General features: G+C 50.7%; 21 protein-coding genes. 9 read left to right on the top strand and 12 right to left on the bottom strand.

Features of this window, described 5'->3' with window-relative positions; genetic code table 11:
- The first annotated feature begins 2 nt into the window (after positions 1-2).
- Positions 3-413, top strand: a complete 411-nt coding sequence (locus JS578_04805) for a DUF302 domain-containing protein (protein ID QRX64569.1) — start codon at positions 3-5, stop codon at positions 411-413.
- Between the two features lie 94 nt (positions 414-507).
- Here JS578_04805 and JS578_04800 read toward each other — a convergent pair whose 3' ends face one another.
- On the bottom strand, positions 508-3,723 hold the full coding sequence (locus tag JS578_04800) for a DUF4981 domain-containing protein (protein ID QRX64568.1): 3,216 nt from the start codon (positions 3,721-3,723) through the stop codon (positions 508-510).
- Between the two features lie 213 nt (positions 3,724-3,936).
- Between JS578_04800 and JS578_04795 the strand changes: the two genes are divergently transcribed.
- Complete coding sequence (locus JS578_04795) at positions 3,937-5,196, top strand: U32 family peptidase (GenBank protein QRX64567.1); 1,260 nt, start codon at positions 3,937-3,939, stop codon at positions 5,194-5,196.
- Positions 5,197-5,261: 65 nt separating this feature from the next.
- Here JS578_04795 and JS578_04790 read toward each other — a convergent pair whose 3' ends face one another.
- Positions 5,262-5,789 carry a gamma carbonic anhydrase family protein gene (locus tag JS578_04790; GenBank protein QRX64566.1) on the bottom strand — a complete coding sequence of 176 codons (528 nt, stop codon included), beginning with the start codon at positions 5,787-5,789 and terminating at the stop codon, positions 5,262-5,264.
- Between the two features lie 23 nt (positions 5,790-5,812).
- Positions 5,813-7,603, bottom strand: coding sequence for an aminopeptidase P family protein (locus JS578_04785; protein ID QRX64565.1), 1,791 nt, complete (start codon positions 7,601-7,603; stop codon positions 5,813-5,815).
- 140 nt (positions 7,604-7,743) lie between these two features.
- Here JS578_04785 and folB point away from each other — a divergent pair, with 140 nt between their 5' ends.
- The 4 genes from folB to def are packed head-to-tail and all read left to right on the top strand — an operon-like array spanning position 7,744 to position 9,917.
- A complete protein-coding gene (gene folB, locus JS578_04780) occupies positions 7,744-8,097 on the top strand; it encodes a dihydroneopterin aldolase (protein ID QRX64564.1) in 354 nt (117 codons plus the stop codon).
- Between the two features lie 55 nt (positions 8,098-8,152).
- Complete coding sequence (gene lptB / locus JS578_04775) at positions 8,153-8,932, top strand: LPS export ABC transporter ATP-binding protein (protein QRX64563.1); 780 nt, start codon at positions 8,153-8,155, stop codon at positions 8,930-8,932.
- A gap of 5 nt (positions 8,933-8,937) precedes the next feature.
- Positions 8,938-9,360 (top strand): Holliday junction resolvase RuvX, encoded by a 423-nt coding sequence (gene ruvX, locus JS578_04770; GenBank protein QRX64562.1) that lies wholly within the window; start codon positions 8,938-8,940, stop codon positions 9,358-9,360.
- Complete coding sequence (gene def, locus JS578_04765; protein ID QRX64561.1) at positions 9,357-9,917, top strand: peptide deformylase; 561 nt, start codon at positions 9,357-9,359, stop codon at positions 9,915-9,917. The genes ruvX and def overlap by 4 nt, the downstream gene beginning before the upstream one ends.
- A gap of 8 nt (positions 9,918-9,925) precedes the next feature.
- Here the strand turns inward: def and pgl are convergent, their stop codons facing one another.
- On the bottom strand, positions 9,926-10,651 hold the full coding sequence (gene pgl, locus JS578_04760) for a 6-phosphogluconolactonase (GenBank protein QRX64560.1): 726 nt from the start codon (positions 10,649-10,651) through the stop codon (positions 9,926-9,928).
- A 2-nt stretch (positions 10,652-10,653) separates the two neighbouring features.
- Positions 10,654-12,183: a glucose-6-phosphate dehydrogenase gene (locus JS578_04755; protein ID QRX64559.1), complete on the bottom strand. Its 1,530-nt coding sequence runs from the start codon at positions 12,181-12,183 to the stop codon at positions 10,654-10,656.
- A gap of 191 nt (positions 12,184-12,374) precedes the next feature.
- Between JS578_04755 and JS578_04750 the strand changes: the two genes are divergently transcribed.
- From JS578_04750 to JS578_04740, 3 genes are read left to right on the top strand one after another with little or no spacing between them, the layout of a single operon-like run.
- Positions 12,375-12,782, top strand: coding sequence for a 30S ribosomal protein S6 (locus tag JS578_04750; protein QRX64558.1), 408 nt, complete (start codon positions 12,375-12,377; stop codon positions 12,780-12,782).
- Positions 12,783-12,785: 3 nt separating this feature from the next.
- Positions 12,786-13,052 (top strand): 30S ribosomal protein S18, encoded by a 267-nt coding sequence (locus JS578_04745; protein ID QRX64557.1) that lies wholly within the window; start codon positions 12,786-12,788, stop codon positions 13,050-13,052.
- 15 nt (positions 13,053-13,067) lie between these two features.
- Complete coding sequence (locus tag JS578_04740; protein QRX64556.1) at positions 13,068-13,511, top strand: 50S ribosomal protein L9; 444 nt, start codon at positions 13,068-13,070, stop codon at positions 13,509-13,511.
- Between the two features lie 306 nt (positions 13,512-13,817).
- Here JS578_04740 and JS578_04735 read toward each other — a convergent pair whose 3' ends face one another.
- The 7 genes from JS578_04735 to JS578_04705 form a co-directional block, all read right to left on the bottom strand.
- Positions 13,818-15,020, bottom strand: coding sequence for an acetate kinase (locus tag JS578_04735; GenBank protein ID QRX64555.1), 1,203 nt, complete (start codon positions 15,018-15,020; stop codon positions 13,818-13,820).
- 14 nt (positions 15,021-15,034) lie between these two features.
- Positions 15,035-16,015, bottom strand: a complete 981-nt coding sequence (locus JS578_04730) for a 3-hydroxyacyl-CoA dehydrogenase family protein (protein ID QRX64554.1) — start codon at positions 16,013-16,015, stop codon at positions 15,035-15,037.
- Positions 16,016-16,026: 11 nt separating this feature from the next.
- Complete coding sequence (gene pta / locus JS578_04725) at positions 16,027-17,040, bottom strand: phosphate acetyltransferase (protein ID QRX64553.1); 1,014 nt, start codon at positions 17,038-17,040, stop codon at positions 16,027-16,029.
- A 292-nt stretch (positions 17,041-17,332) separates the two neighbouring features.
- Positions 17,333-18,628 carry an argininosuccinate lyase gene (gene argH / locus JS578_04720; GenBank protein QRX64552.1) on the bottom strand — a complete coding sequence of 432 codons (1,296 nt, stop codon included), beginning with the start codon at positions 18,626-18,628 and terminating at the stop codon, positions 17,333-17,335.
- A gap of 61 nt (positions 18,629-18,689) precedes the next feature.
- Positions 18,690-19,760, bottom strand: coding sequence for a M20/M25/M40 family metallo-hydrolase (locus JS578_04715; GenBank protein QRX64551.1), 1,071 nt, complete (start codon positions 19,758-19,760; stop codon positions 18,690-18,692).
- A 57-nt stretch (positions 19,761-19,817) separates the two neighbouring features.
- Positions 19,818-20,600: an acetylglutamate kinase gene (argB, locus tag JS578_04710; GenBank protein ID QRX64550.1), complete on the bottom strand. Its 783-nt coding sequence runs from the start codon at positions 20,598-20,600 to the stop codon at positions 19,818-19,820.
- 74 nt (positions 20,601-20,674) lie between these two features.
- Positions 20,675-21,628, bottom strand: coding sequence for an N-acetylornithine carbamoyltransferase (locus JS578_04705; protein QRX64549.1), 954 nt, complete (start codon positions 21,626-21,628; stop codon positions 20,675-20,677).
- Positions 21,629-21,649 lie beyond the last annotated feature (21 nt).

The raw sequence follows: 21,649 nt of genomic DNA, 5'->3' as shown, positions 1-21,649 counted from the left end.
TAATGAGAATGATGAATCAGATGTTACTTGAAAGCAAAAGCAAATACAGTTTTGATGAAACGGTGAGCAAGCTCAACGATATCATCTTGGAAGGAGGATGGAAAGTACTCCATCAGCACGATTTACAAGGAATCATGAAGAAAAACGGAAAAGATATTCTTCCTGTGAAGGTGGTCGAACTTTGTAGTCCTGACTATGCCTTCAGGTTGCTTTCTGATGATTCTCTTCGTATCTACTCAAGCATGCTTCCCTGCCGTATTTCTGTATATCAGAAAACAGACGGAGAAACCTTCCTGTCACGCCTTAATCCTTCAGTGCTTGCATCGCAGGCTGGTGGAGTAGTGCAGGATGTGATGACCTCTGTCTATCATGATGTAGAAGAGATGATCGGTCAGCTGACAGCTGAAGGGTAGATATCCCCTCTCCGGACAACTGACCGGGAAAAATAGGCGGGTCTGTTCTTAACTGAACAGACCCGCTTTATTTGTACAATCTTATGGATTCCGTTTAACGGAAATAACGCTCGATCTCATTTCTGTTTTTGATCGGAATCAGGGTAAACCCATAGCTTGCTATTGCTGTTTTTGGACGAATGAGGTATTCTTCCAGGGGAAGTTTTCCCCAGCTGTTGTTGCCTCCCACACCTTGCATACGGTGATCGATGAAAAGATCCACCCGATCGGAAGGTTGGTAGTCGTTGATGTGCTTGTTGAGAGGGGCTGTCCCCGCAGCTGCATCGTTGTTGAGGGTTTCTCCGTTGGTAATCGTTTCCAGGAGGTAGTTTGATACGTTGAACTCGAACTGGTCGTCTGCCACGAAGAGCAGACCGTTGCCCGACTTCCGGGTGAGTGCCAGCCAGTGGGCATCGGTATGATGGCCGTTTTCCTGAGGTAACACGTAGCGGGTAACCATCTCACTAACGGGTGAACTGTAACGATCGAGGAAGGTGGAGCTTTTTCTGTCGGAATAGTTCTCCCAGGGGCCTCTACCGTAATAGTCTGCCTGTACCAGCTCTCCGCTCAGTTGCATCCGCATGCCAATGCGGGGAATTAAGTCTGTCTCTGAAGTGGTGGCATCGAACCGGTTGGCGATGTGCATTGTGCCGTTGTCGTAGAGGGTATAGATTACCTCGTTGGAAGCACCTGCTTCGGGATAATTGTAGCTGTAGCTGAGCGTGGTTGTTTCACCCACGTGAATCGTCAGATTTTCTGCTTTTGGTTGCAGGTAACTGGCCTCTTTCCATACTGAAAGCCTTTGTGGCAAGCGTGCTCCATAGTCGTTGTCAATGGGAGCCCGCCAGAAGAAGGGACGCGGTCCTTCACCCTCTTCGATATACTCCACTCCGTTCACCTTGTAGGAGGTGAGCAGGCCGCTTTCTTTGTCGAACACCGCCTTGTAGCGACGGCCACTGACGATGACCGAGTTGTCAGTCTCTTCTACTGAGGCCGCTTTCAGGTTGTCGATTGCCAGGGTAGGATAGTCGTTGACGATGAACTGATCACGAGCCACCACCCAGCCGGCAGGGATCAGCCTTTCCTCCTTCTGCTGAATCACAGAAAAGGTAATGATAAGCTGTTCTTTCCGGTTTGCAAAACGGGGCCAATCAGGAACCTGTACTTTTGTAGTCTCCTGTGGCGCTGCATTTACTTTCATAACTCCCTTGGTCAGCTCTTTGCCGTTGGCTTTGATGCTGTAGGCAATGCGGTAGTGGTTCAAGTTGGTGAAGAAATATTCGTTGTATACCTCTACCGACCCCTCATCGGAACTGAAATTCCTGAACCAAACGTTTTGATATACTTTCCGCATCTCTTCTGTGTGTGGTTTTACACTGCGGTCCGGAAAGACGATACCGTTGATGCAGAAGTCACCGGCGCTGGGTGTGCCCACAGGACCGAAGTCACCACCGTAGGCCCAGTACTGATTTCCCTTCTCGTCGTTTTTCACAAGTCCCTGATCTACCCAGTCCCAGATAAAACCTCCTTGCAGTAGTGGGTATTTCCGGATAATATCCCAATATTCAGTGAAGTTGCCCAGGCTGTTTCCCATGGCGTGCGCATACTCGCAGAGGATCAGCGGACGATCGGATGCAGGATCAGTGGCAAACCGCTCTATTTGATCCGGGTCGGCATACATGGGTGCAAAAATATCACTGTTCCATTCCATTACTGCTCTTTCATACTGTACGGGGCGTGATGTGTCCCTTCCCTTGATCCAGAGGTATGTCTGATAGAAATTGTAACCATTGCCTGCCTCATTGCCCAGGGACCAGGTAACCACACTGGGGTGATTCTTGTCCCGCTCAACCATGCCGATGGTACGGCTTAAGTGATCCTCCAGGAAAAGAGGGTTGTTTGCCAGGGTGCCGCCCTTGCGCAGGTTATATCCCATTCCGTGGCTTTCAATGTTGGCTTCATTGATCACATAAATCCCATATTCGTCGGCAAGCCTGTAGAAGAGCTCTGGTTGCGGGTAGTGACTTGTGCGTACAGCGTTGACATTGTATTTGCGAAACAATTCAAAATCTTTTCGCATCACTTCCTCGGTAACGTAATGACCGGTATGCTCATTGTGCTCATGCAGGTTTACCCCTTTCAGCAAAACCGGTTGTCCGTTCACCAGAAACTGGCGGTTTTTGATCTCAGCCGTACGAAAACCAACTTTTAGCGCTGTCGATTCGATGGTGGCACCTTTCTCGTCCTTCAGTTCGATGGCCAGCGTATAGAGATGGGGTGTTTCCGCATTCCATTTTTTCACATCCGGAATCAACTCCTCAAACTGCAAGGTGCTAAATCCTTCACTCTTCCCATTGCGAGTTCCGGCTGCTACCTTATTTCCATTCTCATCCCTAAGGGTATAGGCTACGGAGAATGGATCTGTTTGACCCTTTGGGGAGGCTATCTTCACATCAAGGTTAAAAACTCCGTCGCGGTAGTTCTCATCCAATCCCGGTAGTGCGTAGATATCCTCGATGTGCAGTTTTGGACGAGCATAGATGTAGACATCACGGTCAAAGCCGGAGAGACGCCAGAAGTCCTGACACTCCAGGTAGGAGCCGCTGCTCCAGCGGTGAATCTGAACCGCCAGTACATTTTTCCCTGCTTTGGCCTGATCGGTCACATTGAAGCGTGCCGGGAGCTTACCCTCTTTGTTCATTCCAATGAACTCACCATTCAGGTAATAGTAGGCAGCCCCCTTGGTTGCATCAGCTGCCAGGATGATCTCCTTTTTTTGCCAGTTGTCGGGGAGTGTAAACTCTTTCCGATAGGTCCCGGTGGGGTTGAAAGCTTCCGGAACCATTGGCGGATTGGGCTTGTCCCAATAAGGAGGGTGTCCGGGTGAGGTGAATTCGTAGGTTGAATTCACGTAGATAGGCACACCAAAGCCCTGCACTTCCCAGTTGCCCGGGACACGAATGTCTTTCCATGTACTGTCGTCGTATTCAGGGTGATAAAATCCCTCCACAGGACGTTCGTGAAAGAGTTCCGTAAAATGGAATTTCCAGACGCCGTTCAACATCACAACATCACTTCCCTTTGAGGAGTATGATGATTTAAGGGCTTGTTGTAAATCGCTGAAGGAATAAAATGTTGATCGTGGCTCCTCACGGTTAAGATGTAACAGCTTTGCATCGATGATTTCTGCATAGCGATCTGTCTGCTTCTGCGCAAACAGTATACCGGAGCCAAGAGAAATGGCAAGGAGTAACGCTAGTTTTTTTTTCATTTGGGTGGCAGATTATTTGTTATTTTAATTTATGGTGTTTCTTCTTTGCACAAAGATAAATTTTTTAAGAATAGTCTGCAACTTCTGTTTAACCAATCGTACTCGTCCCATCTGTCTTTTTTTGTTCTCTTCAATCATCTGTGCTGACAGTCAGGGGGTGCAGAAGGTTACTACCTTTTTTGTACCTTTGTACAGAAATATGTATGGATTCCTATGAACAAAAGAACGGAATTTGAGATCATGGCCCCTGCCGGATCCTATGAGTCACTGAGGGCAGCCATTCAGGGTGGTGCCGACTCCATTTACTTTGGCATCGAAGGCCTCAACATGCGTGCCCGATCCTCGAATAACTTCACCATAGACGACTTGCATGAGATTGCGAAGATCTGTCGTGAACACAATATGAAGAGTTATCTCACGGTCAACACCATCATCTACGACAACGACCTGGCGTTGATGCGCAGGATCGTAGATGCCGCCAGGGAGGCGCAGCTCTCCGCCATCATCGCTGCCGATGTGGCGGTGATGACTTATGCGCGCAGCATTGGGGTAGAGGTACATCTCTCCACCCAGCTGAACATCACCAACAGCGAGTCGTTGAAGTTTTATGCACAGTTTGCCGATGTGGTGGTGCTGGCCAGAGAGCTCAACCTCGATCAGGTGGCTGTCATCCATCGTGACATCCTTGAGCAACAAATTAAGGGACCTTCAGGAGAACTGATCCGCATCGAGATGTTTGCCCACGGAGCACTCTGCATGGCGGTCTCAGGCAAATGTTACCTCAGCCTGCACGAGAAGAACCTCTCTGCCAACCGGGGAGCCTGCAACCAGATCTGTCGCAGGGGTTATGTCGTGAAGGACAGGGATAGTGAGATCGAACTGGAGATCGACAACGAGTACATCATGTCGCCCAAGGATTTGAAGACCATCCATTTCATGAACAAGATGATGGATGCCGGTGTAAGGGTCTTCAAGCTCGAGGGCAGGGCGCGCGGGCCTGAATATGTACGCACTGTTACAACCTGCTACAGGGAGGCTGTTGAGGCTTATTGCGACAACAACTTCACGGAAGAGAAGATTAACGACTGGAACGAACGCCTTGCCACTGTCTTCAACCGGGGTTTCTGGGACGGCTATTACCTGGGTCAGCGGCTGGGTGAATGGACACACCGGTATGGCTCCGGTGCCACCAAGCGTAAGGTGTACGTGGGAAAAGCGATCAAGCACTTCGGCAACCTTGGGGTGACTGAGTTCCTGGTGGAAACCCAGTCGGTGAAGCAGGGTGATGAGCTGCTGATCACCGGTCCCACCACCGGTGCATTGTTTCTTACAGCCGATGATATAAGAGTCGATTTGCAGTCTGTTCCCGAAGCGGTGAAAGGGGATCACTTCTCCATGATGACCAACGAGAAGATTCGTCCCAACGACCAGCTATACAAGATGGTGCCCTCCGGAAGGAAAGGGAGCGCATAAACAGAGAGGGCTGCTCACTTCGGTGGCAGCCCTCTTGATTTTTTGAGAGGAGTCGGATTTTCCATTTATTCCTCTTCGTTTTCCCGGAACCAGCCGGCATACATCAGGTAGTTGTTGGCGATCTTCTGGTTCATCCCTTTCGATTGTTCTGGATCCACCTTCTTGACGAATTTGGCCGGTACACCGGCATAGATGCTGCCCGGTTCCACTTTTGTGCCGGTCAGCACCACTGAGCCGGCGGCGATAATGGCTCCTTCGCCCACCACGGCATGATCAAGTACCACGGCGCCCATGCCGATCAGGGCGCCCTCCTTGATCTCGGCACCGTGGATCACCACGTTGTGGCCGATGGAGACGTCGTTTCCGATGACTGATACCGATTTCTGGTAGAGGGTGTGGATGACGGTCCCATCCTGGATGTTGACCCGGTCGCCGATGCGGATGGAGTTGACATCGCCCCGCAGTACCGCGTTGAACCAGATGCTGCAGTCGTCGCCGATCACCACGTCGCCGATGATGGTGGCATTGTCTGCAAGGTAGCAGTTTTCACCGAATTGGGGGGTGAAGCCCCGTACTGATTTGATAAGAGCCATAAGATTGAAGCTATATCTTTCTGTCAAATTGCTTTGGTTCTCTTTTTCAGCCAGGCTTTCTCTTCATTTGTGAGATGTTCGCTGAGCTGTTTGTAGACCATCTGATGATAACGGTTGAGCCACTTCCGCTCCTTCTTTGTCAGCATCCTCCTGGCGATGGGACGGGTGTCGATGGGACAGAGGGTGATGGTTTCAAAATCGAGGAAGGTGCCAAACTCATCGGTGCGGGCATGCTCCTGTGTGACGATCAGGTTCTCGATGCGGATGCCGTACTTGCCGGCACGGTAGAGACCCGGTTCGTTCGAGGTGACCATTCCCGGTTTCAACACCGTGGGGTTCTCCTCCAGTCGGATGCTCTGCGGTCCCTCGTGCACGTTGAGGAAATGACCGATACCGTGACCGGTGCCGTGCCAGTAGGTGAGATTGTTCTCCCACAAAGCCTTGCGAGCCAGGATGTCGAGTTGTGAACCACGTGTTCCTTCGGGGAAGATGGCTGTTGCCAGCGCGATATGCCCCTTCAGGACGTTGGTGTAATCTTTCTTCATCTGTTTGGTAAGCTTGCCTACTGCCACCGTACGGGTGATGTCGGTGGTGCCGTCACGGAACTGTGCCCCCGAGTCGATCAGCAGGAGTCCTTTCGGCTCAACCTGCAGGCTGCTCTCCGGCGATGCGTGGTAATGGATGATGGCACCATTGCCGGCATAGCCGCAGATGGTCGCGAAGCTTTCCCCCACGTAGAGATCCTGTTCTGTGCGTAGTTCTCGTAACTTATCTTCCACCTTCACCTCGGTTACTTCACCGGCGGGAACAGCTTTCTCAAGCCACATGTAGAATTTCACGAGCGCCACGCCATCTTTCACCATGGCATTGCGGAAACCCTTCAGTTCGGTTTCATTCTTCACGCTCTTCATCAGGTCCACCGGTGAGGGGATGTCCACGATGCGGCAGTGTACGGGTATCGCCTGCAGCAGCTTGTAGTTGATCTTGTTGCCGGTGATGCACACGGAGCTCTTCTCAAGCAGGCGGGCAACATACTCGAACACCTCGTTGTAGCCGGTGATGCGGATGCCCTGTTCCAGATAGGCGTTCGCGACCTCGTCGGTCAGCTTCTCCGGATCGATGAAGAGCACGCTCTCTTTCTCCGAGACGTAGGCATAGGCCACGGCTACCGGGTTGTACTCCACATCTTTGCCGCGCAGGTTGAAAGTCCAGGCAACTGCGTCGAGGGTAACGATCAGGATCCCGTCGGCATCCTTTTTTTTCAGCTCCTCGTTGATCCGGTTGATCTTATCGGGTACCGATTCCCCGGCAATTTCCACCGGCAGTGTGAATGCCTTGTTGGTTGGTATCGCAGGGCGATCTGCACGGATCTCCGTGAAGGGATCAAATGATGTTTCGAGCGCTATCTCTTTTGCTTCCAGTCGTTTCTTTAGTGCCAACGCATCGGATGCTGCATAAACCAGTCCGTCGATGCCTACCCTGCCACCCTTGCCGGTCTGTGCAATGATCCAGTCGGTCATTTCGGGTGTCTCCGCCTGTCCCATTTTGAAAAGGTCAAATCCTGTATCCTGTAACTCTTCGGCTGCCTGCAGGAAGTAGCGCGAATCGGTCCAGACACCTGCCTTCTCCCTGGTCACCACGGCAGTGCCGGCTGATCCGGTGAACCCACTGATCCATTTTCTTGATTCCCAGTGTTGCGGGGGATATTCACTCAGGTGGGCATCGGTACTGGGGATGATAAATGCATCCAGTTTTTTCTCCTCCATGAACTGGCGCATGGCGGCCAATCTTTCAGGGATCTCGTTCGTCTTCATAGGGTATCTTTTTGTTTTTAAACAACAAATATACCAATTTGTTCTTATATTTGACCGGTATAACGAGAAACAGTTGGAGTAGGGTGAACTACTTTACTCATCATCCGTTTCTTACAATAATGACTCATAAAACAAACGTTATGAAGACAACGATGACCCTTCGCAACATGCAATTTTATGCCTATCATGGTGTGATGCCGCATGAGAAGATTGTGGGGGGCGATTACAGGGTGACCTTGCAGCTTGAAGCCGATCTGTCGCCCGCGTGTGGATCTGATGAACTGGGTGATACCCTCAATTATGGAGAACTGTATGATCTTGTGAAAAGAGAGATGGAAACTCCATCGCGATTGATAGAGCATCTTGCCGGGCGCATACGCAGAGAAATCAGGCAGCACTATCCTCAGATTACATCTCTTACGGTCACCGTAGCCAAGCTTCATCCACCCATAAGCGGGATGATGGAAGCAGCTGAAATCACACTTACCGACTGAGGTGAAAGGCGATTAACTCACAACTTTTTTGTATCTTTGCAGAAATATTTGAACAATGGATGAACGCGTATCGGAGAGTGACACGTTGATGTTGCGCACTGAGAACCTGGTGAAGCGGTATGGGAAACGTACCGTTGTGAACCATGTCTCCATCAACGTGAAGCAGGGAGAGATTGTCGGTTTGCTCGGTCCCAACGGGGCGGGTAAAACCACTACCTTTTACATGACGGTGGGGCTGGTAGTCCCCAATGAGGGAGAGATATTCATAGGTAAACAAAATATTACCAACTTTCCGGTATACAAGCGTGCACAACACGGGATTGGCTACCTGGCACAGGAGGCTTCAATCTTCCGCAAGATGACGGTTGAGGATAACATCAAGTCGGTGCTGGAGTTCACCGAGATGACTCCCCGTGAGCAGAAGAACAAACTGGAGAGCCTGATCGACGAGTTCGGACTGGAGAAAGTACGCAAGAACAGCGGAGACCGCCTCTCGGGAGGTGAACGGCGTCGTGCCGAGATTGCCCGTTGTCTTGCCATCGACCCGAAGTTCATCATGCTCGATGAGCCCTTTGCCGGCATCGACCCCATCGCCGTGCAGGATATCCAGTCGATCGTTGCACAACTCAAGTATCGCAACATCGGGATCCTGATCACCGACCACAACGTGGATGAGACACTGAGCATCACCGACCGTGCTTACCTGCTCTTTGAGGGAAAGGTGCTCTTCCAGGGGACTGCCGAAGAGCTGGCTGCCAACCCTGTGGTACGTGAGAAATATCTGGGACGTGATTTCGAGTTGCGTCGCCGTGTTTTTGATGCTCCCAATCAGTAAACCAAATGGCCAGATTGCTCTCCATCGACTACGGAAAGAAACGCACCGGCATCGCCGTGAGCGATTCGCTGCAGATCATTGCCAACGGACTCACGACGGTGGAAACAACACGACTTTTTGACTTCCTGGCCGATTATTTGCAAAAGGAGGAGGTATCCTGCATCGTGGTGGGTTTGCCGCGGCAAATGAACAACGAGCCGTCGGAGAACATGAAACGGATCGAGCCGTTTGTCAACAGGCTGCGGAAGCTTTACCCTGATATTCCAATTGAATACTTCGATGAGCGCTTCTCCTCGAAGATGGCACAGCAGACAATGATCGATGGGGGGGTGAAGAAGAAAGGCCGTCAGAACAAGGCGCTGGTGGATGAGATCAGCGCCACCATCATCCTGCAGGGATATATGGAAAGCAAAAGAATGAGATTATGATTTTACCTATTTATATTTACGGACAACCGGTGTTACGCAAGGTGGCACAGGATATCGATGCTGAGAACTACCCCAATCTGAACAAGTTGATCGACAATATGTATGAGACGATGTACCATGCCGACGGGGTGGGGCTGGCCGGCCCTCAGGTGGGTCTCTCAGAGCGCATCTTCGTGGTGGATCTCTCTCCCATGGCCAGCGAGGAGCATCCGGAGTTTGCTGATTTCAAGAAGGTGTTCATCAACGCACACATCACCGAGAGAAGCGGTGAACTGGAGCTGGTGGAAGAGGGGTGTCTCAGCATCCCGGGCATCCATGAAAAGGTGCCCCGCGAGGGAGAAGTGACCATTGCTTATCTCGATGAAGATCTGCAGCCGCGTGAAGAGCACTATACCGGTTTCATGGCCCGCGTGATTCAGCACGAGTACGACCATCTGGATGGCATCCTCTTCACCGATCACATCACTCCCCTCCGCAAACGGATGGTCAAAAATAAGTTGGCCAACATGGAGAAGGGTAAGGTGGCTTGCGACTACAAGATCCGGACTGTAAGATAAACAGATGATCAGTCGCCGCTTGTCAGTTTCAGCGCTGCCTGCCGGTCGATAAACCAGTATAAATTACCCGATTCCGGTTGCACCCGTGCAGCCGGATATTTTTTTTCTGCCACTTCCGGTTTGGAGACAATCTCCTGCACTTTGTCTGCCTTGTTGCTTCCGGTGACCAGGAAAGCAACGTTGCGTGCAGCGTTGATCACCCTGCCGGTAAGGCTCACCCTTTGTTGACCGCTCACAGGATGGGTGGCTGCCACACAGTTGGTTTCACTATCCCATAACTCCATCTGATGGGGGAAGATTGAGGCGGTGTGCCCATCATCTCCCATGCCGAGCATCACGATGTCAAACGTGGGGGTACTGTTCTCTGATTCAAGTTCTTGCTGTAGCAATCTGCCGTAACGGACAGCCTCCTCTGACGGGTCATTTTCGCCGTGCATGCGAAATATATTCTCTTCGGGAACAGCGATCCGATCGAAAAGATGTATTTTGGTCATCCGGTAGTTGCTCTCCTCGTGGGTCGGCGGCACACAACGCTCATCTCCCCAGAAAAACTTTACTCTTTTCCAGTCGATCTCTCCCCCGGGCAATGCTGCCCAGTAGTCGAACAGTGATTTGGGTGTGGAGCCTCCCGAAAGGGCAATCGTGATGGTTCCCTTTTCTATTAGCAACTCTTTCAGCCACTGCGTGAAAGCGCGGCACAGCGCATCCGTCGATTGAAATATCTGTATGTTCATATTCATAACTCGCAATAAACACCATCTTCTGCCAGATTCTTGCAGGGATAGCGCCAGGTGTTCTCTTTACCCTTGATCAGTTCATCCGCCACATCAGGTCCCCACGATCCGGCGGGGTATCCGTGCAAGGGGGCATCGTTGTCATGCTCCCAGTAGTCGAGCACGGGCTGAACAAACCGCCAGGTCTCCTTTGCTGCTTCACTGCTCATGTAGAGGGTGTTGTCTCCGGTCATGCAGTCCAGGATCAACCGTTCATAGGCACTGGGGATGTAGTGGTCGTTCAGTTCTGAATAGTGAAAATCCATGTTGACCGATTTTACCTCAAACCCCCTGCCGGGCACCTTCATCCCTGTCTTCAGCAGGATCCCTTCATCCGGCTGTATGCGCAGGATAAGTTGATTGTCAGAGTGGGGTGCATTGTCGGAAGATTTGAATAGTTTCTGGGGTGAGGACCTGAAATGGATCACCACCTCCGTGACACTTGTGGGGAGCCTCTTCCCGGTGCGCACATAGAAGGGCACACCCTGCCAGCGCCAGTTGTCGATGAAGATCTTCATTGCGGCATAGGTCTCGGTGCGGGAGTTCTCTCCCACATTCTTTTCCTCGCGGTACCCCTTGTAGTGCTTGCCACGAACGGTTGCTTCCGTATATTGTCCCCTGATCACATTCTTCCTCAGATCCTTTTCACTGAAGGAACGTAATGAGCGAAAGACCTTCAGCTTCTCATAACGGATATCTTCCGGTGTGATCTTCACCGGAGGTTCCATGGCTACCAGCGACAGGATCTGCAACAGGTGGTTCTGGATCATGTCACGCAGCGCTCCCGACTGGTCGTAGTAACCACCCCGGTCTTCCACGCCGAGGCTCTCGGCAGCGGTGATCTCCACGTGCTGGATGAAGTTACGGTTCCACAGCGGTTCATAGATGCCATTCGCAAAACGTGTCACCATCAGGTTTTGTACTGTCTCCTTCCCCAGGTAATGGTCGATGCGGTAGATCTGATCTTCCTCGAAAAATTCAAGCAGCTCATCATTCAGGTTGATTGCCGATTCCAGGTCATGTCCGAACGGTTTCTCGATGATGATTCTGCGAAACCCTTTCTGTTGCAAGGTGAGGCCCTGGCCATACAGATATTTTGGTATGGTTGTGTATAGTGAGGGTGGGGTGGAGAGGTAAAAGATATAGTTCTGTCCAAGGTTGAATTGTTTGTTCAGCTTGTCCAGTTTCACTTTCACCTCGCTGTACTCTTCCCCTTTACCGGTATCGATGCTGAGGTAAAAAAGTTTGGATAGGAAGGCATCCACCTGTTCCGATGGTGCATCCTTGTAATGGGCAAACTGATGAATCCCCTCCTTCATCTTTTTACGGAATTGACTGTCGGTGAAGGGTGAACGGCTTACGCCCAGCACTACATATCCCTCCGGTAGGGATTTGTTCATGAATAGATCGAAAACGGCCGGGATCAGTTTCCTGTATGTGAGGTCGCCCGAGGCACCGAAGATCACCAGTGCCTGGTTGTCTGTTTTGTTCATTTCTTCGCGTTGATTGGATATTTCAGTAAACAAATCTAATGATAAAAAGTTGAACGAACCAAGGTGAAAGAAAAAATCGACCGAAGATAGAAAGGAATCATCATCAGTTGTTTGATAATTAGATATTTTATTGTAACTTTGCCGACCGAAAATATTGTGCTTTTATTTAACGAATTAATTATTAACTAGGTATGAACAATTACGAAACCGTTTTCATTTTGACTCCCGTTTTGTCTGATGCTCAGATGAAGGAAGCGGTTGAAAAATTCAAAAACCTCCTGACAGATCAAGGAGCTGAGATTGTAAACGAAGAAGACTGGGGGCTGCGCAAGCTGGCCTATCACATTGACAAGAAAACCACCGGTTTTTACACCTTCCTGGAATTCAATGCTGAACCGACAGTGATTGACAAGCTGGAAATCAACTTCCGTCGTGACGAGCGTGTGATTCGCTTCCTCACCGTGAAGCAGGATAAGTTTGCACACGAGTATGCTTTGAAGAGAAGGAACAACAAAGGTGGCAAGAAGCAGGAAGCGCATGGAGCGGAGAAAACCCGTGGCGCCAAAGCTGAAGTAGAATCAAACGAAAAGGAGGACTAAGAAATGGCAAAGCAATCAGAAATCAGATATTTGACTCCCCTGTCGGTGGATGTGAAGAAGAAAAAATATTGCCGCTTTAAAAAGAACGGCATCAAGTACATCGATTACAAGGATCCCGAATTCCTGAAGAAGTTCCTCAACGAACAGGGTAAGATTCTGCCGAGAAGAATTACCGGCACATCACTTAAGTTTCAACGTCGTATTGCGCAAGCTGTTAAAAGAGCACGTCACATCGCTCTGCTTCCGTACGTAACCGATTTAATGAAATAAGAAGGAGGAATAGATATGGAAGTAATATTGAAAGAAGATATCATCAGTTTGGGCTTCAAGGATGATGTAGTCAACGTGAAAAAAGGCTATGCCCGCAACTATCTGATTCCCCAGGGAAAAGCGGTGATCGCAAGTGAATCAGCAAAGAAAGTGCTGGCAGAGAATCAGAAACAGCGTGCCCACAAGCTGGCACAGATCAAGACGGATGCTGAGGCTTTGGCCGGCAAGATGGAAGGTGTATCACTCACCATCGGTGCAAAAACCAGCTCTACCGGCACCATTTTTGGTTCCGTAACCAACATCCAGATTGCTGAAGCGCTGAAGGAGAAAGGCTTTGAAGTGGACCGCAGGTTGATCCAAATCAAGGATCAGGTGAAAGAGGTTGGTACTTACAATGCAGTCGTCAAACTGCACAAGGAGGTATCGGTAGAAATTCCTTTCGAAGTGGTTGCAGAGTAATCATTTAGAAGCGACATAAAAAAGAGGCTGTCTCATCGTATGAGATGGCCTTTTTGTTTAGACGAGACATGGTTCTCAGAGCCTCTAGCCTTATTGCATCCTTATTGCACCCTTATAACCACCTCAATAATTATGGGAGTGGATATAAGGAAGCAATAAGGTTAGTATATCAGAATAGCTTCCAAATATATTGGAATTGGTTCACTTTTTGGCGTCATGCTATTCTGGATGAGGCGTATTGTACATAAAAAGAGAGACTGCCTCTATCTTGAGGCAGCCTCTTTTTTAGTGCGCAACCGCAGAGGATTAAGAATTCTTCAATATCTCCGCGGTATCACGGGCGATGGTCAGCTCCTCATCTGTTGGGATGATCACCACTTTTACCTTCGAGGAGGGCTTGCTGATCACCACCTCAGTGGCACGTACACTGGCGTTCAGCTCCTCATCCAGTTCGATGCCCATGAAGGCCATGTCCTGGCATACCTCTTTACGGGTGATTGCCTGGTTCTCACCCACACCGCCCGTGAAGACGAGGATGTCCACGCCGCCCAGTGCCGCGGCATATGATCCCACATACTTCTTGATACGGTAGTTGTAGGTCTTCATTGCCAGTATGGCTCGTTTGTTATCTTCCCCGATGCCCGCTTCGATCTCCCGCATATCGGATGAGATGCCGGAGATGCCGAGGACTCCTGAGAACTTGTTGAGCAGGGTGGAAATTCCCTTGGTGCCCATGTGTTCCTTCTCCATGATGTATGAGATCACCCCCGGGTCAAGATCACCGCAGCGGGTTCCCATGATCAACCCCTCAACCGGGGTCATCCCCATGCTGGTGTCGATTGAGTGCCCGTTTTTGATGGCTGTCACCGAACCACCATTGCCGATGTGGGCGGTGATGATGCGTTGTTCCTCATAGGGCAGATCAAGGAAATCGCAGGCTCTTTTCGAAACGTAGCGGTGGCTAGTGCCATGGAAGCCGTAGCGTCGTATGCCATACTTCTCGTAAAGCATGTAGGGAATGCCGTACATATAGGCGTAATCTGGCATGGTCTGGTGAAACGCTGTGTCGAAGACTCCCACTTGCGGGGTCTCCGGCATCAGTTCCTGAATGGCATAGATACCCTTCAGGTTGGGTGGGTTGTGCAGGGGTGCCAGCTCGATACACTCATTGAGCATCTGAATGACCTCTTCGTCGATGAGTACACTTTTGTTGAAACGCTCGCCGCCGTGTACCACACGGTGGCCCACCGCCTCAATTTCATCGAGCGATTTGATGCAGCCATACTTCTCGCTGAGCAGTACGCCGAGGATATACTCAATGCCGGCGCGATGTTCCAGGATCTCACCCTCGAGCATCACCTTTTGTCCGTCGGGCAGGGTTATCTTGAGAAAGGATCCCTTCATGCCGATCTTTTCAATGCCTCCCTGGGCAACTACCTCCTTGCTTTCCATCTCGAAAAGCTTGTACTTGATCGATGAGCTGCCGCAGTTTAAAACCAATATCTTCATTTCTTTTTTTGCTTTTAGTTGTAGAGAGATTTATTGGGTGAAAGCGGCTCTCCGTTTTCATCGTAAACATAGAAACCCTTGCCGGTGCGTACCCCCAGCTGGTTGGAACGATACAACTTCCACAACAGCGGATTGGGCTTGTAGTGTTTCTCCCCGAAATCGTTGAACATCGCCTCCATCAGTGTCACCAGCCTTTCAATGCCGATGATGTCGGCAAGGCGGAAAATGCCGTATCGTTGTCCGTAGATGATGGTGAAGGTCTCTTCGATATCCTCAAGCGAGGTAACCCGTTCGAGTAGTATCTGGCATGCCTCGTTGAGCATGGTGGCTACCATCCGGAGACTAACGTTCCCATTGCTCTCGTTGATGCGGTGAGGTTTGTAGTTGATCAGTCTGGCAAAGATCTCCATCTTGCCGTACACCTCATCGGAGGTGTACATGCCGCTCACGATTTCCAGGATGCGGGCATCGGGATGCGATACCGGAAAGTAGAGGCTCACGCATCGTTCCTTGTGTTCCAGTTCGGAAGCCAGCTCACTGATGATGATGGTGGAGCCGTTGGTGGCGATGATGGCATCTTCATCCAGGATCTCCTCCAGCTTCTTGAAGATGTTTTTACGCAGTGGGGTGCTCCGCCTGCCGCTTTCGGTGTAGCGGGTACATTCGATCACCAGGTCACACCCTGCAAAATCTTCGTACTCGAGGGTGGGGGTAATACGGTTCATGATCACCTTCTTCTCCGACTGGGTGAGACCCCATCCGGTGATTTTATGATTCATCACCTTCTCCAGCTCCCCCATCACGAAGTCGATCCGTTCCGGCGACTCGTCCAGGAACACCACCTCCATGCCGGCTGTTGAAGCCATGTTGATGATGTTTCTGCCCTCTTTCCCGGCACCTACTACTCCAATTTTCGAGAACAACGGCTTGTGCCGGTTCTCTGCTGAGATGGTGAGCCCATACTTTTCAATAGGTTCAATAATCATTTCACTCATAACTGCTTTGCTTAGCTGCTTTGTTTTAAACCAATAGCCTGGTTAGCCGTGATGACCACCATGTTATAGATGTCGTCGACTGAGCAACCCCTCGACAGGTCGTTCACGGGAGCTGCCATTCCTTGTAATACAGGACCTATCGCCTCGGCATTGCCCAGACGCTGCACCAGCTTGTATCCGATGTTGCCTGCTTCGAGGGTGGGGAAGACCAGTACGTTGGCGTGGCCGGCGATGGCACTGCCGGGAGCTTTGCTTGCGCCTACAGCCGGTACCAATGCTGCATCGGCCTGCAACTCACCGTCGATTTGCAGGGATGGGTTCAACTCCCGGGCTATGCGGGTTGCTTCCCGCACCTTGTCTATCATCTCATGTTCGGCACTACCCTTTGTTGAGAAGCTAAGCATGGCAACCCTTGGTTCCACACCCACCAGGTTCTTGGCTGTTTGTGCCGATGCCAGGGCAATCGATGCCAGCTCTTCTGCAGTAGGATTGGGCATCACGGCACAATCGGCAAAAATGAGTGTACCGTTTTCGCCATACTGAGGTGTCTTTGTGAACATGATAAAGGCACCTGACACCACTTTCACGCCAGGTGATGTCTTGATGATCTGGAGCGCGGGACGCAGCACGTCACCCGTGGTATTCTGTGCACCTGCAATCTCACCACTGGCATCGCCATTTTTGATCATCAGGCATGCCAGGTAGAGTGGATCTTCAACGTATTGGGCTGCCTGTTGAGGGGTCATCCCTTTTTTGCTGCGAAGCTCGAGCAACAGATCAATATAGACATCTTTCTGAGGGTGTGATTTTGGATTCACGATCAAGGCTCTATCCAGGTTCTCCAGCTTGGCTTCACCGGCCTTGTCCATTATCTCCTGAGGATCTCCCAGCAGGATGATTTCAACCACATCGTCACGCAGCAACCTGTCTGCTGCCTGTAGGGTGCGCAATTCAGTGCCCTCGGGCAGTACAATGCGTTGTTTATTCGCCTTTGCCCTTTGAATCATGCTTTCAAGTAAGTTCATTCTGTATCGTATTTTTGGTTTGGTTTTTTCAATCGACAGTAGGGTTGATTCTTCCCCTACTGTCAGCAGGTCATCAGGGCCATCTGACGGTTTGGTCAGATGATGCGGTCATGATCTTATCAAAATTGATTAATTGCAGTACAAAAGTACAAAAAAATAAGGATATCGGGTGGAAATAAGGACGTGAAAAGTGTTCTCTTAATACACAACATAGTTGCAAAAAAAATGGTTTGCAGGCAAATATGCGTTGCAAACCATCAGAAACAGGGACTCGTAGGGTAACGGTCGTTGCTTACCTGATATTTTCCGAAGCCATTGTCATCTTTCGTTTGATCTCCCCTGTGCATAGATTGCCGATGCTGCCGGCATGGGTGTGGTGCACCTCTTTCCGTGCAAGGAAGGTGCCCTCTTCAACTTCACGGCCAACCTCTTTGTAGGCTTCCCTGAAAGGGATACCCGCCAGGACGCGCTGGTTGACCTCCTCCACCGTGAAGAGATAGTCATATTTGCTGTCATCAAGGATTTCCCTGTTTACTTCAATATGCTCCAACATGAACCGGGTCATCTGTAAGAGGCGGTGTAAGGTTTCAATCGCAGGGAAGAGTATCTCCTTGAGCAACTGATAGTCACGGTGATATCCGTGCTGTAGGTTGGTGGTCATCAGGGTGATCTCATTGGGGAGGCTCTGCAGACGATTGCTGTGCCCCCTGATCAACTCCCATACATCGGGGTTTTTCTTGTGTGGCATGATGCTGGATCCGGTGGTCAATTCGGCTGGGTAGGAGATGAAACCGAAATTACCGGAGAGAAAGAGACAGTTGTCAGATGCCAGCCGGTTAAGGGTGGAGGCGATGTTGGCCATCGCCTGGGCCAGGATGCGCTCGCTCTTGCCCCTTCCCATCTGAGCGGCAATCACATTGTATGCCATGGTGGAGAAACCCAGCTCCCGGGTGGTCATCTCTCTGTCGATTGGGAAGGAGCTGCCATAACCTGCAGCTGAACCGAGCGGATTTTGGTCGGCGACTCGCCAGGCTGCTGCCAGCGTGTGCATGTCATCTACCAGCGTCTCGGCATAGGCGCCGAACCAGAGGCCGAAGGAGGAGGGCATGGCGATTTGAAGGTGTGTGTATCCCGGCAGCAATACCTCCCTGTGTCTCTCGCTGAGCGACTGCAACAGGTCGAACAGCTGCAGCATCTCCTCTTTGATCTGCCGGATCTCTTCCTTCAGGTATAGCTTGATATCAAGCAACACCTGGTCGTTGCGGGAACGTCCGGAATGAATTTTTTTTCCCATTTCGCCGAGTCGTGTGGTGAGCATTGCTTCCACCTGTGAGTGGATATCCTCGGCATCATCATCCAGCTGGAAGTTGCCTTGCTCCACCTCGCTGAGAATTGCTTCCAGCTCCTTGCGCAGTACGATTTCCTCATCAGCATCCAGCAGCCCGATGGCAGCAAGCATGCGGATATGAGCCATTGATCCCTTGATATCATGTTTTGCGAGCCTCTGATCCAGTTCTCTGTCGTTGCCTACTGTGAAGGCTTCCACCTGTTTGTTGGCATCAAAGCCTTTGTCCCATATTTTTGCCATAGTTGTATTTTTTCTGTATGCTGTATGCTTTAACTTTTAAGCTGTTACCACTTGTGGCAAATCAGTTGTCGCTTAAATTTGCCAGTTTTGTGATAAATGCAATGTATCTGTCGATACCCTGTTCCAGTTCGGCCGTCAGTACATATTCATCGGCCTGGTGGGAGCGTGCCGACTCACCCGGACCCATCTTCACGGCCGGACAGGTGATCCGCATCCAGTCGGAGGTGGTTGGAGAGGTGTAGCTCTCAATGCCCATCGCTTCCACACACTTTAGCAGAAGGTGATCGGCGGGAGTGGCAGAGCTTCGGTTGGTCAATGAGCGCGCTGTGAGCTTGCTCTTCACCAAAGGCTGCAACATTTCCATTAACTCGCTGTTGCTGTACTGCTCCGTGGGGCGTATGTCCACCACAAAACGACAACAATCGGGTACCACGTTGTGCTGTGTCCCTGCCTGGATCTGTGTCACCGTGAGCTTTACCGCTCCCATCGTGGGGGAGATCCGGTCAAATCCGGCCGAACGAAGGGTGGTGATATCTTCCATTGCGATGTAGAGTGCATTTGTTCCCTCATCACGGGCGGCGTGTCCGCTCACACCCTTTGCTTCGCCGTCAATCACCAGAAGCCCTCTTTCCGCGATCGCGGCCCTCATTCCTGTGGGTTCGCCGATGATTGCCATATCTACCTCTTGTCTGAGTTGTTGCCATAGATGGCTCATTCCGGCGGGTCCCGAGTTTTCCTCCTCTGCCGTGAGGGCCAACACAAGGTTAATGGGAAGTGATTCCCCATAAAAGTGAAGGAAGGTCATGATCATCGCCACCACGCTGACACCCGCATCGTTGCTGCCCAATCCGTAGATATGGGTGTCGGAGAGAGGCGGGTTGAAGGGGTCGAAGCTGTAGCCTGATGCAGGTTGTACCGTGTCGATGTGTGAGTTGAGCATCAGGGTTGGCCTATAGCGGTCGGTAGACTGGTTTCGCATGACCAGGTTGTTCCCATGCCGTTCAACCGTGATGCCCCGTTCAGTAAAAAACCTTGTCAGCAAATCGGCCCGTTCATCTTCCTTTCCGGAGAAAGAGCTGATTGATATCAGCTTTCGCAGGAGCTCATTGGCTATATGTGGCGTACTGTTCATAGGATGGTTCGGGTCAGATAGAATGAGTTTGAACAATGGAATAGTTTTTTTCTTTGATCATGATCCTGTTAAAAGGGTGCCTTTTCCTGTCAGCAGATTTTTTGCATGCAGGATTATCACCTTCGATACTCCCTGACTGATTGCCCTGAAAGAGTTGTCCAGCTTCGGGATCATGCCGTCTGCAATGATGCCCTCTTTTTTCAGTGTGTCACACTCTTCCTGTCTCATTGTTGGGATCAGGCTCTCCGTATCATTGAGATCCCTTAATACCCCCTCTTTTTCAAAACAGTAAAAGAGGGTCGTTTCAAAATGAGCCGAGAGGGCAGTGGCTACCGAGTAAGCGATGGTGTCGGCATTGGTGTTCAGCAGTGAGCCCTGGCCGTCGTGCGTGATGGCACAGAAAACAGGGACGATGCCATTGTCCACGAGCTGGGCAATAAAGGGTGCGTTGATCTTCGCCGGGTCGGGATCACCTACGAACCCGAAATCGATTGGTTCAGGTGAGCGGCGTACAGAAGGGATCACGTTGGCATCAGCACCTGAGAGGCCGAGGGCATTGCAGCCGATTTGTTGCAGCAGGGCGACGATGCTCTTGTTGATCCAACCGGCATACACCATGGTCACTAGCCTTATCGTATTTTCATCTGTAATTCGCCTGCCTTCCACCATCTTTGTCTCGATGCCCAGCTGTCGGGCCATCTTCGAGGCCAGCACCCCCCCCCCGTGTACCAGTACCTTCCTGCCTTCCAGTTCTCTGAAGTCTGCCAGGAAAGCCTGCAATGCCTCAGGGTTGTCAACGATGTTGCCGCCGATTTTTACGATGGAAATTTTCTCTTTCATGTTTTTTTTACAATCAGCATTCAGCTGTCAGCTTTTGACTATTTTGAAACTGCAAGCTTACTCAGTTACAAATTTTAGATGGACAGAAGGATTTCCTTGAGTACGGTTTGTGCCGATACCACCCTGTTGGCTGCCTCCGGGATTACGATGGAGTGTTGACTCTCAATCACCTCGTCGGTGACAATCATGTTGCGTCGAACAGGGAGACAGTGCATGAACCAGGCATCGTTTGTCAAAGCCATCTTGGATCCATCAACCGTCCAGGAGCGGTCGGTGGAGAGCACCTTGCCGTAGTTCGGATCACTGTATGCGGCCCAGTTCTTCGCGTAGATGAAATCTGCATTCCGGTAGGCTTTCACTTTGTCATACTCTACCGTTGCATTACCCACAAATTGAGGATCCAGTTCATATCCCTTCGGGTGAGTAATCACAAACTCATAGTCTGCAGCATTCATCCATTCGGCAAATGAGTTGGGTACCGCCTGTGGCAGTGCGCGTGGATGAGGTGCCCAGGTGAGTACCACCTTGGGGCGCTCATTCCTTTTGTGCTCCTCGATGGTGATCAGGTCGGCAAAGCTTTGCAGCGGATGGCGTGTCGCCGCCTCCATGCTGAACACAGGTTTACCGGAGTAACGAATGAATTGATTCAGAATCACTTCGTTGTAGTCGTCTTCCTTGTTCTCGAACTGGGCGAATGAGCGGACACCGATGACATCGCAATAGGAACCCATCACCGGTATTGCTTCCAGGATGTGCTCCGGCTTATCGCCATCCATCACCACGCCTCTTTCTGTTTCCAGCTTCCAGGCACCCTGGTTGATGTCGAGCACCATCACGTTCATGCCCAGATTCATACCTGCTTTCTGGGTACTCAGTCGTGTGCGAAGGCTTGAATTGAAGAAAATCAGCATCAGGGTTTTGTTGCGTCCCAGTGCCTGATCGGCAAATGGGTTCTCCTTTACAAATCTTGCTTTTTCCAGCGCCTGTTGCAGGTCTCCGATATCCTGTACGGAAGTAAAATGTTTCATATACCTCTTTTTATTGTTTCG

This window comes from Dysgonomonadaceae bacterium zrk40 (genome assembly GCA_016916535.1).
In the GTDB taxonomy this organism is placed as follows: Bacteria; Bacteroidota; Bacteroidia; order Bacteroidales; family Dysgonomonadaceae; genus Proteiniphilum.
The sequence above is the reverse complement of the archived record's forward strand: the minus strand, read 5'-3'. Positions and strand labels throughout refer to the sequence as shown.

Coding starts and splice junctions, on each gene's coding strand:
- JS578_04805 (QRX64569.1), top strand. CDS start 3: ATGAGAATGATGAATCAGATGTTACTTGAAAGCAAAAGCAAATACAGT.
- JS578_04800 (QRX64568.1), bottom strand. CDS start 3,723: ATGAAAAAAAAACTAGCGTTACTCCTTGCCATTTCTCTTGGCTCCGGT.
- JS578_04795 (QRX64567.1), top strand. CDS start 3,937: ATGAACAAAAGAACGGAATTTGAGATCATGGCCCCTGCCGGATCCTAT.
- JS578_04790 (QRX64566.1), bottom strand. CDS start 5,789: ATGGCTCTTATCAAATCAGTACGGGGCTTCACCCCCCAATTCGGTGAA.
- JS578_04785 (QRX64565.1), bottom strand. CDS start 7,603: ATGAAGACGAACGAGATCCCTGAAAGATTGGCCGCCATGCGCCAGTTC.
- folB (QRX64564.1), top strand. CDS start 7,744: ATGAAGACAACGATGACCCTTCGCAACATGCAATTTTATGCCTATCAT.
- lptB (QRX64563.1), top strand. CDS start 8,153: ATGGATGAACGCGTATCGGAGAGTGACACGTTGATGTTGCGCACTGAG.
- ruvX (QRX64562.1), top strand. CDS start 8,938: ATGGCCAGATTGCTCTCCATCGACTACGGAAAGAAACGCACCGGCATC.
- def (QRX64561.1), top strand. CDS start 9,357: ATGATTTTACCTATTTATATTTACGGACAACCGGTGTTACGCAAGGTG.
- pgl (QRX64560.1), bottom strand. CDS start 10,651: ATGAACATACAGATATTTCAATCGACGGATGCGCTGTGCCGCGCTTTC.
- JS578_04755 (QRX64559.1), bottom strand. CDS start 12,183: ATGAACAAAACAGACAACCAGGCACTGGTGATCTTCGGTGCCTCGGGC.
- JS578_04750 (QRX64558.1), top strand. CDS start 12,375: ATGAACAATTACGAAACCGTTTTCATTTTGACTCCCGTTTTGTCTGAT.
- JS578_04745 (QRX64557.1), top strand. CDS start 12,786: ATGGCAAAGCAATCAGAAATCAGATATTTGACTCCCCTGTCGGTGGAT.
- JS578_04740 (QRX64556.1), top strand. CDS start 13,068: ATGGAAGTAATATTGAAAGAAGATATCATCAGTTTGGGCTTCAAGGAT.
- JS578_04735 (QRX64555.1), bottom strand. CDS start 15,020: ATGAAGATATTGGTTTTAAACTGCGGCAGCTCATCGATCAAGTACAAG.
- JS578_04730 (QRX64554.1), bottom strand. CDS start 16,015: ATGAGTGAAATGATTATTGAACCTATTGAAAAGTATGGGCTCACCATC.
- pta (QRX64553.1), bottom strand. CDS start 17,040: ATGAACTTACTTGAAAGCATGATTCAAAGGGCAAAGGCGAATAAACAA.
- argH (QRX64552.1), bottom strand. CDS start 18,628: ATGGCAAAAATATGGGACAAAGGCTTTGATGCCAACAAACAGGTGGAA.
- JS578_04715 (QRX64551.1), bottom strand. CDS start 19,760: ATGAACAGTACGCCACATATAGCCAATGAGCTCCTGCGAAAGCTGATA.
- argB (QRX64550.1), bottom strand. CDS start 20,600: ATGAAAGAGAAAATTTCCATCGTAAAAATCGGCGGCAACATCGTTGAC.
- JS578_04705 (QRX64549.1), bottom strand. CDS start 21,628: ATGAAACATTTTACTTCCGTACAGGATATCGGAGACCTGCAACAGGCG.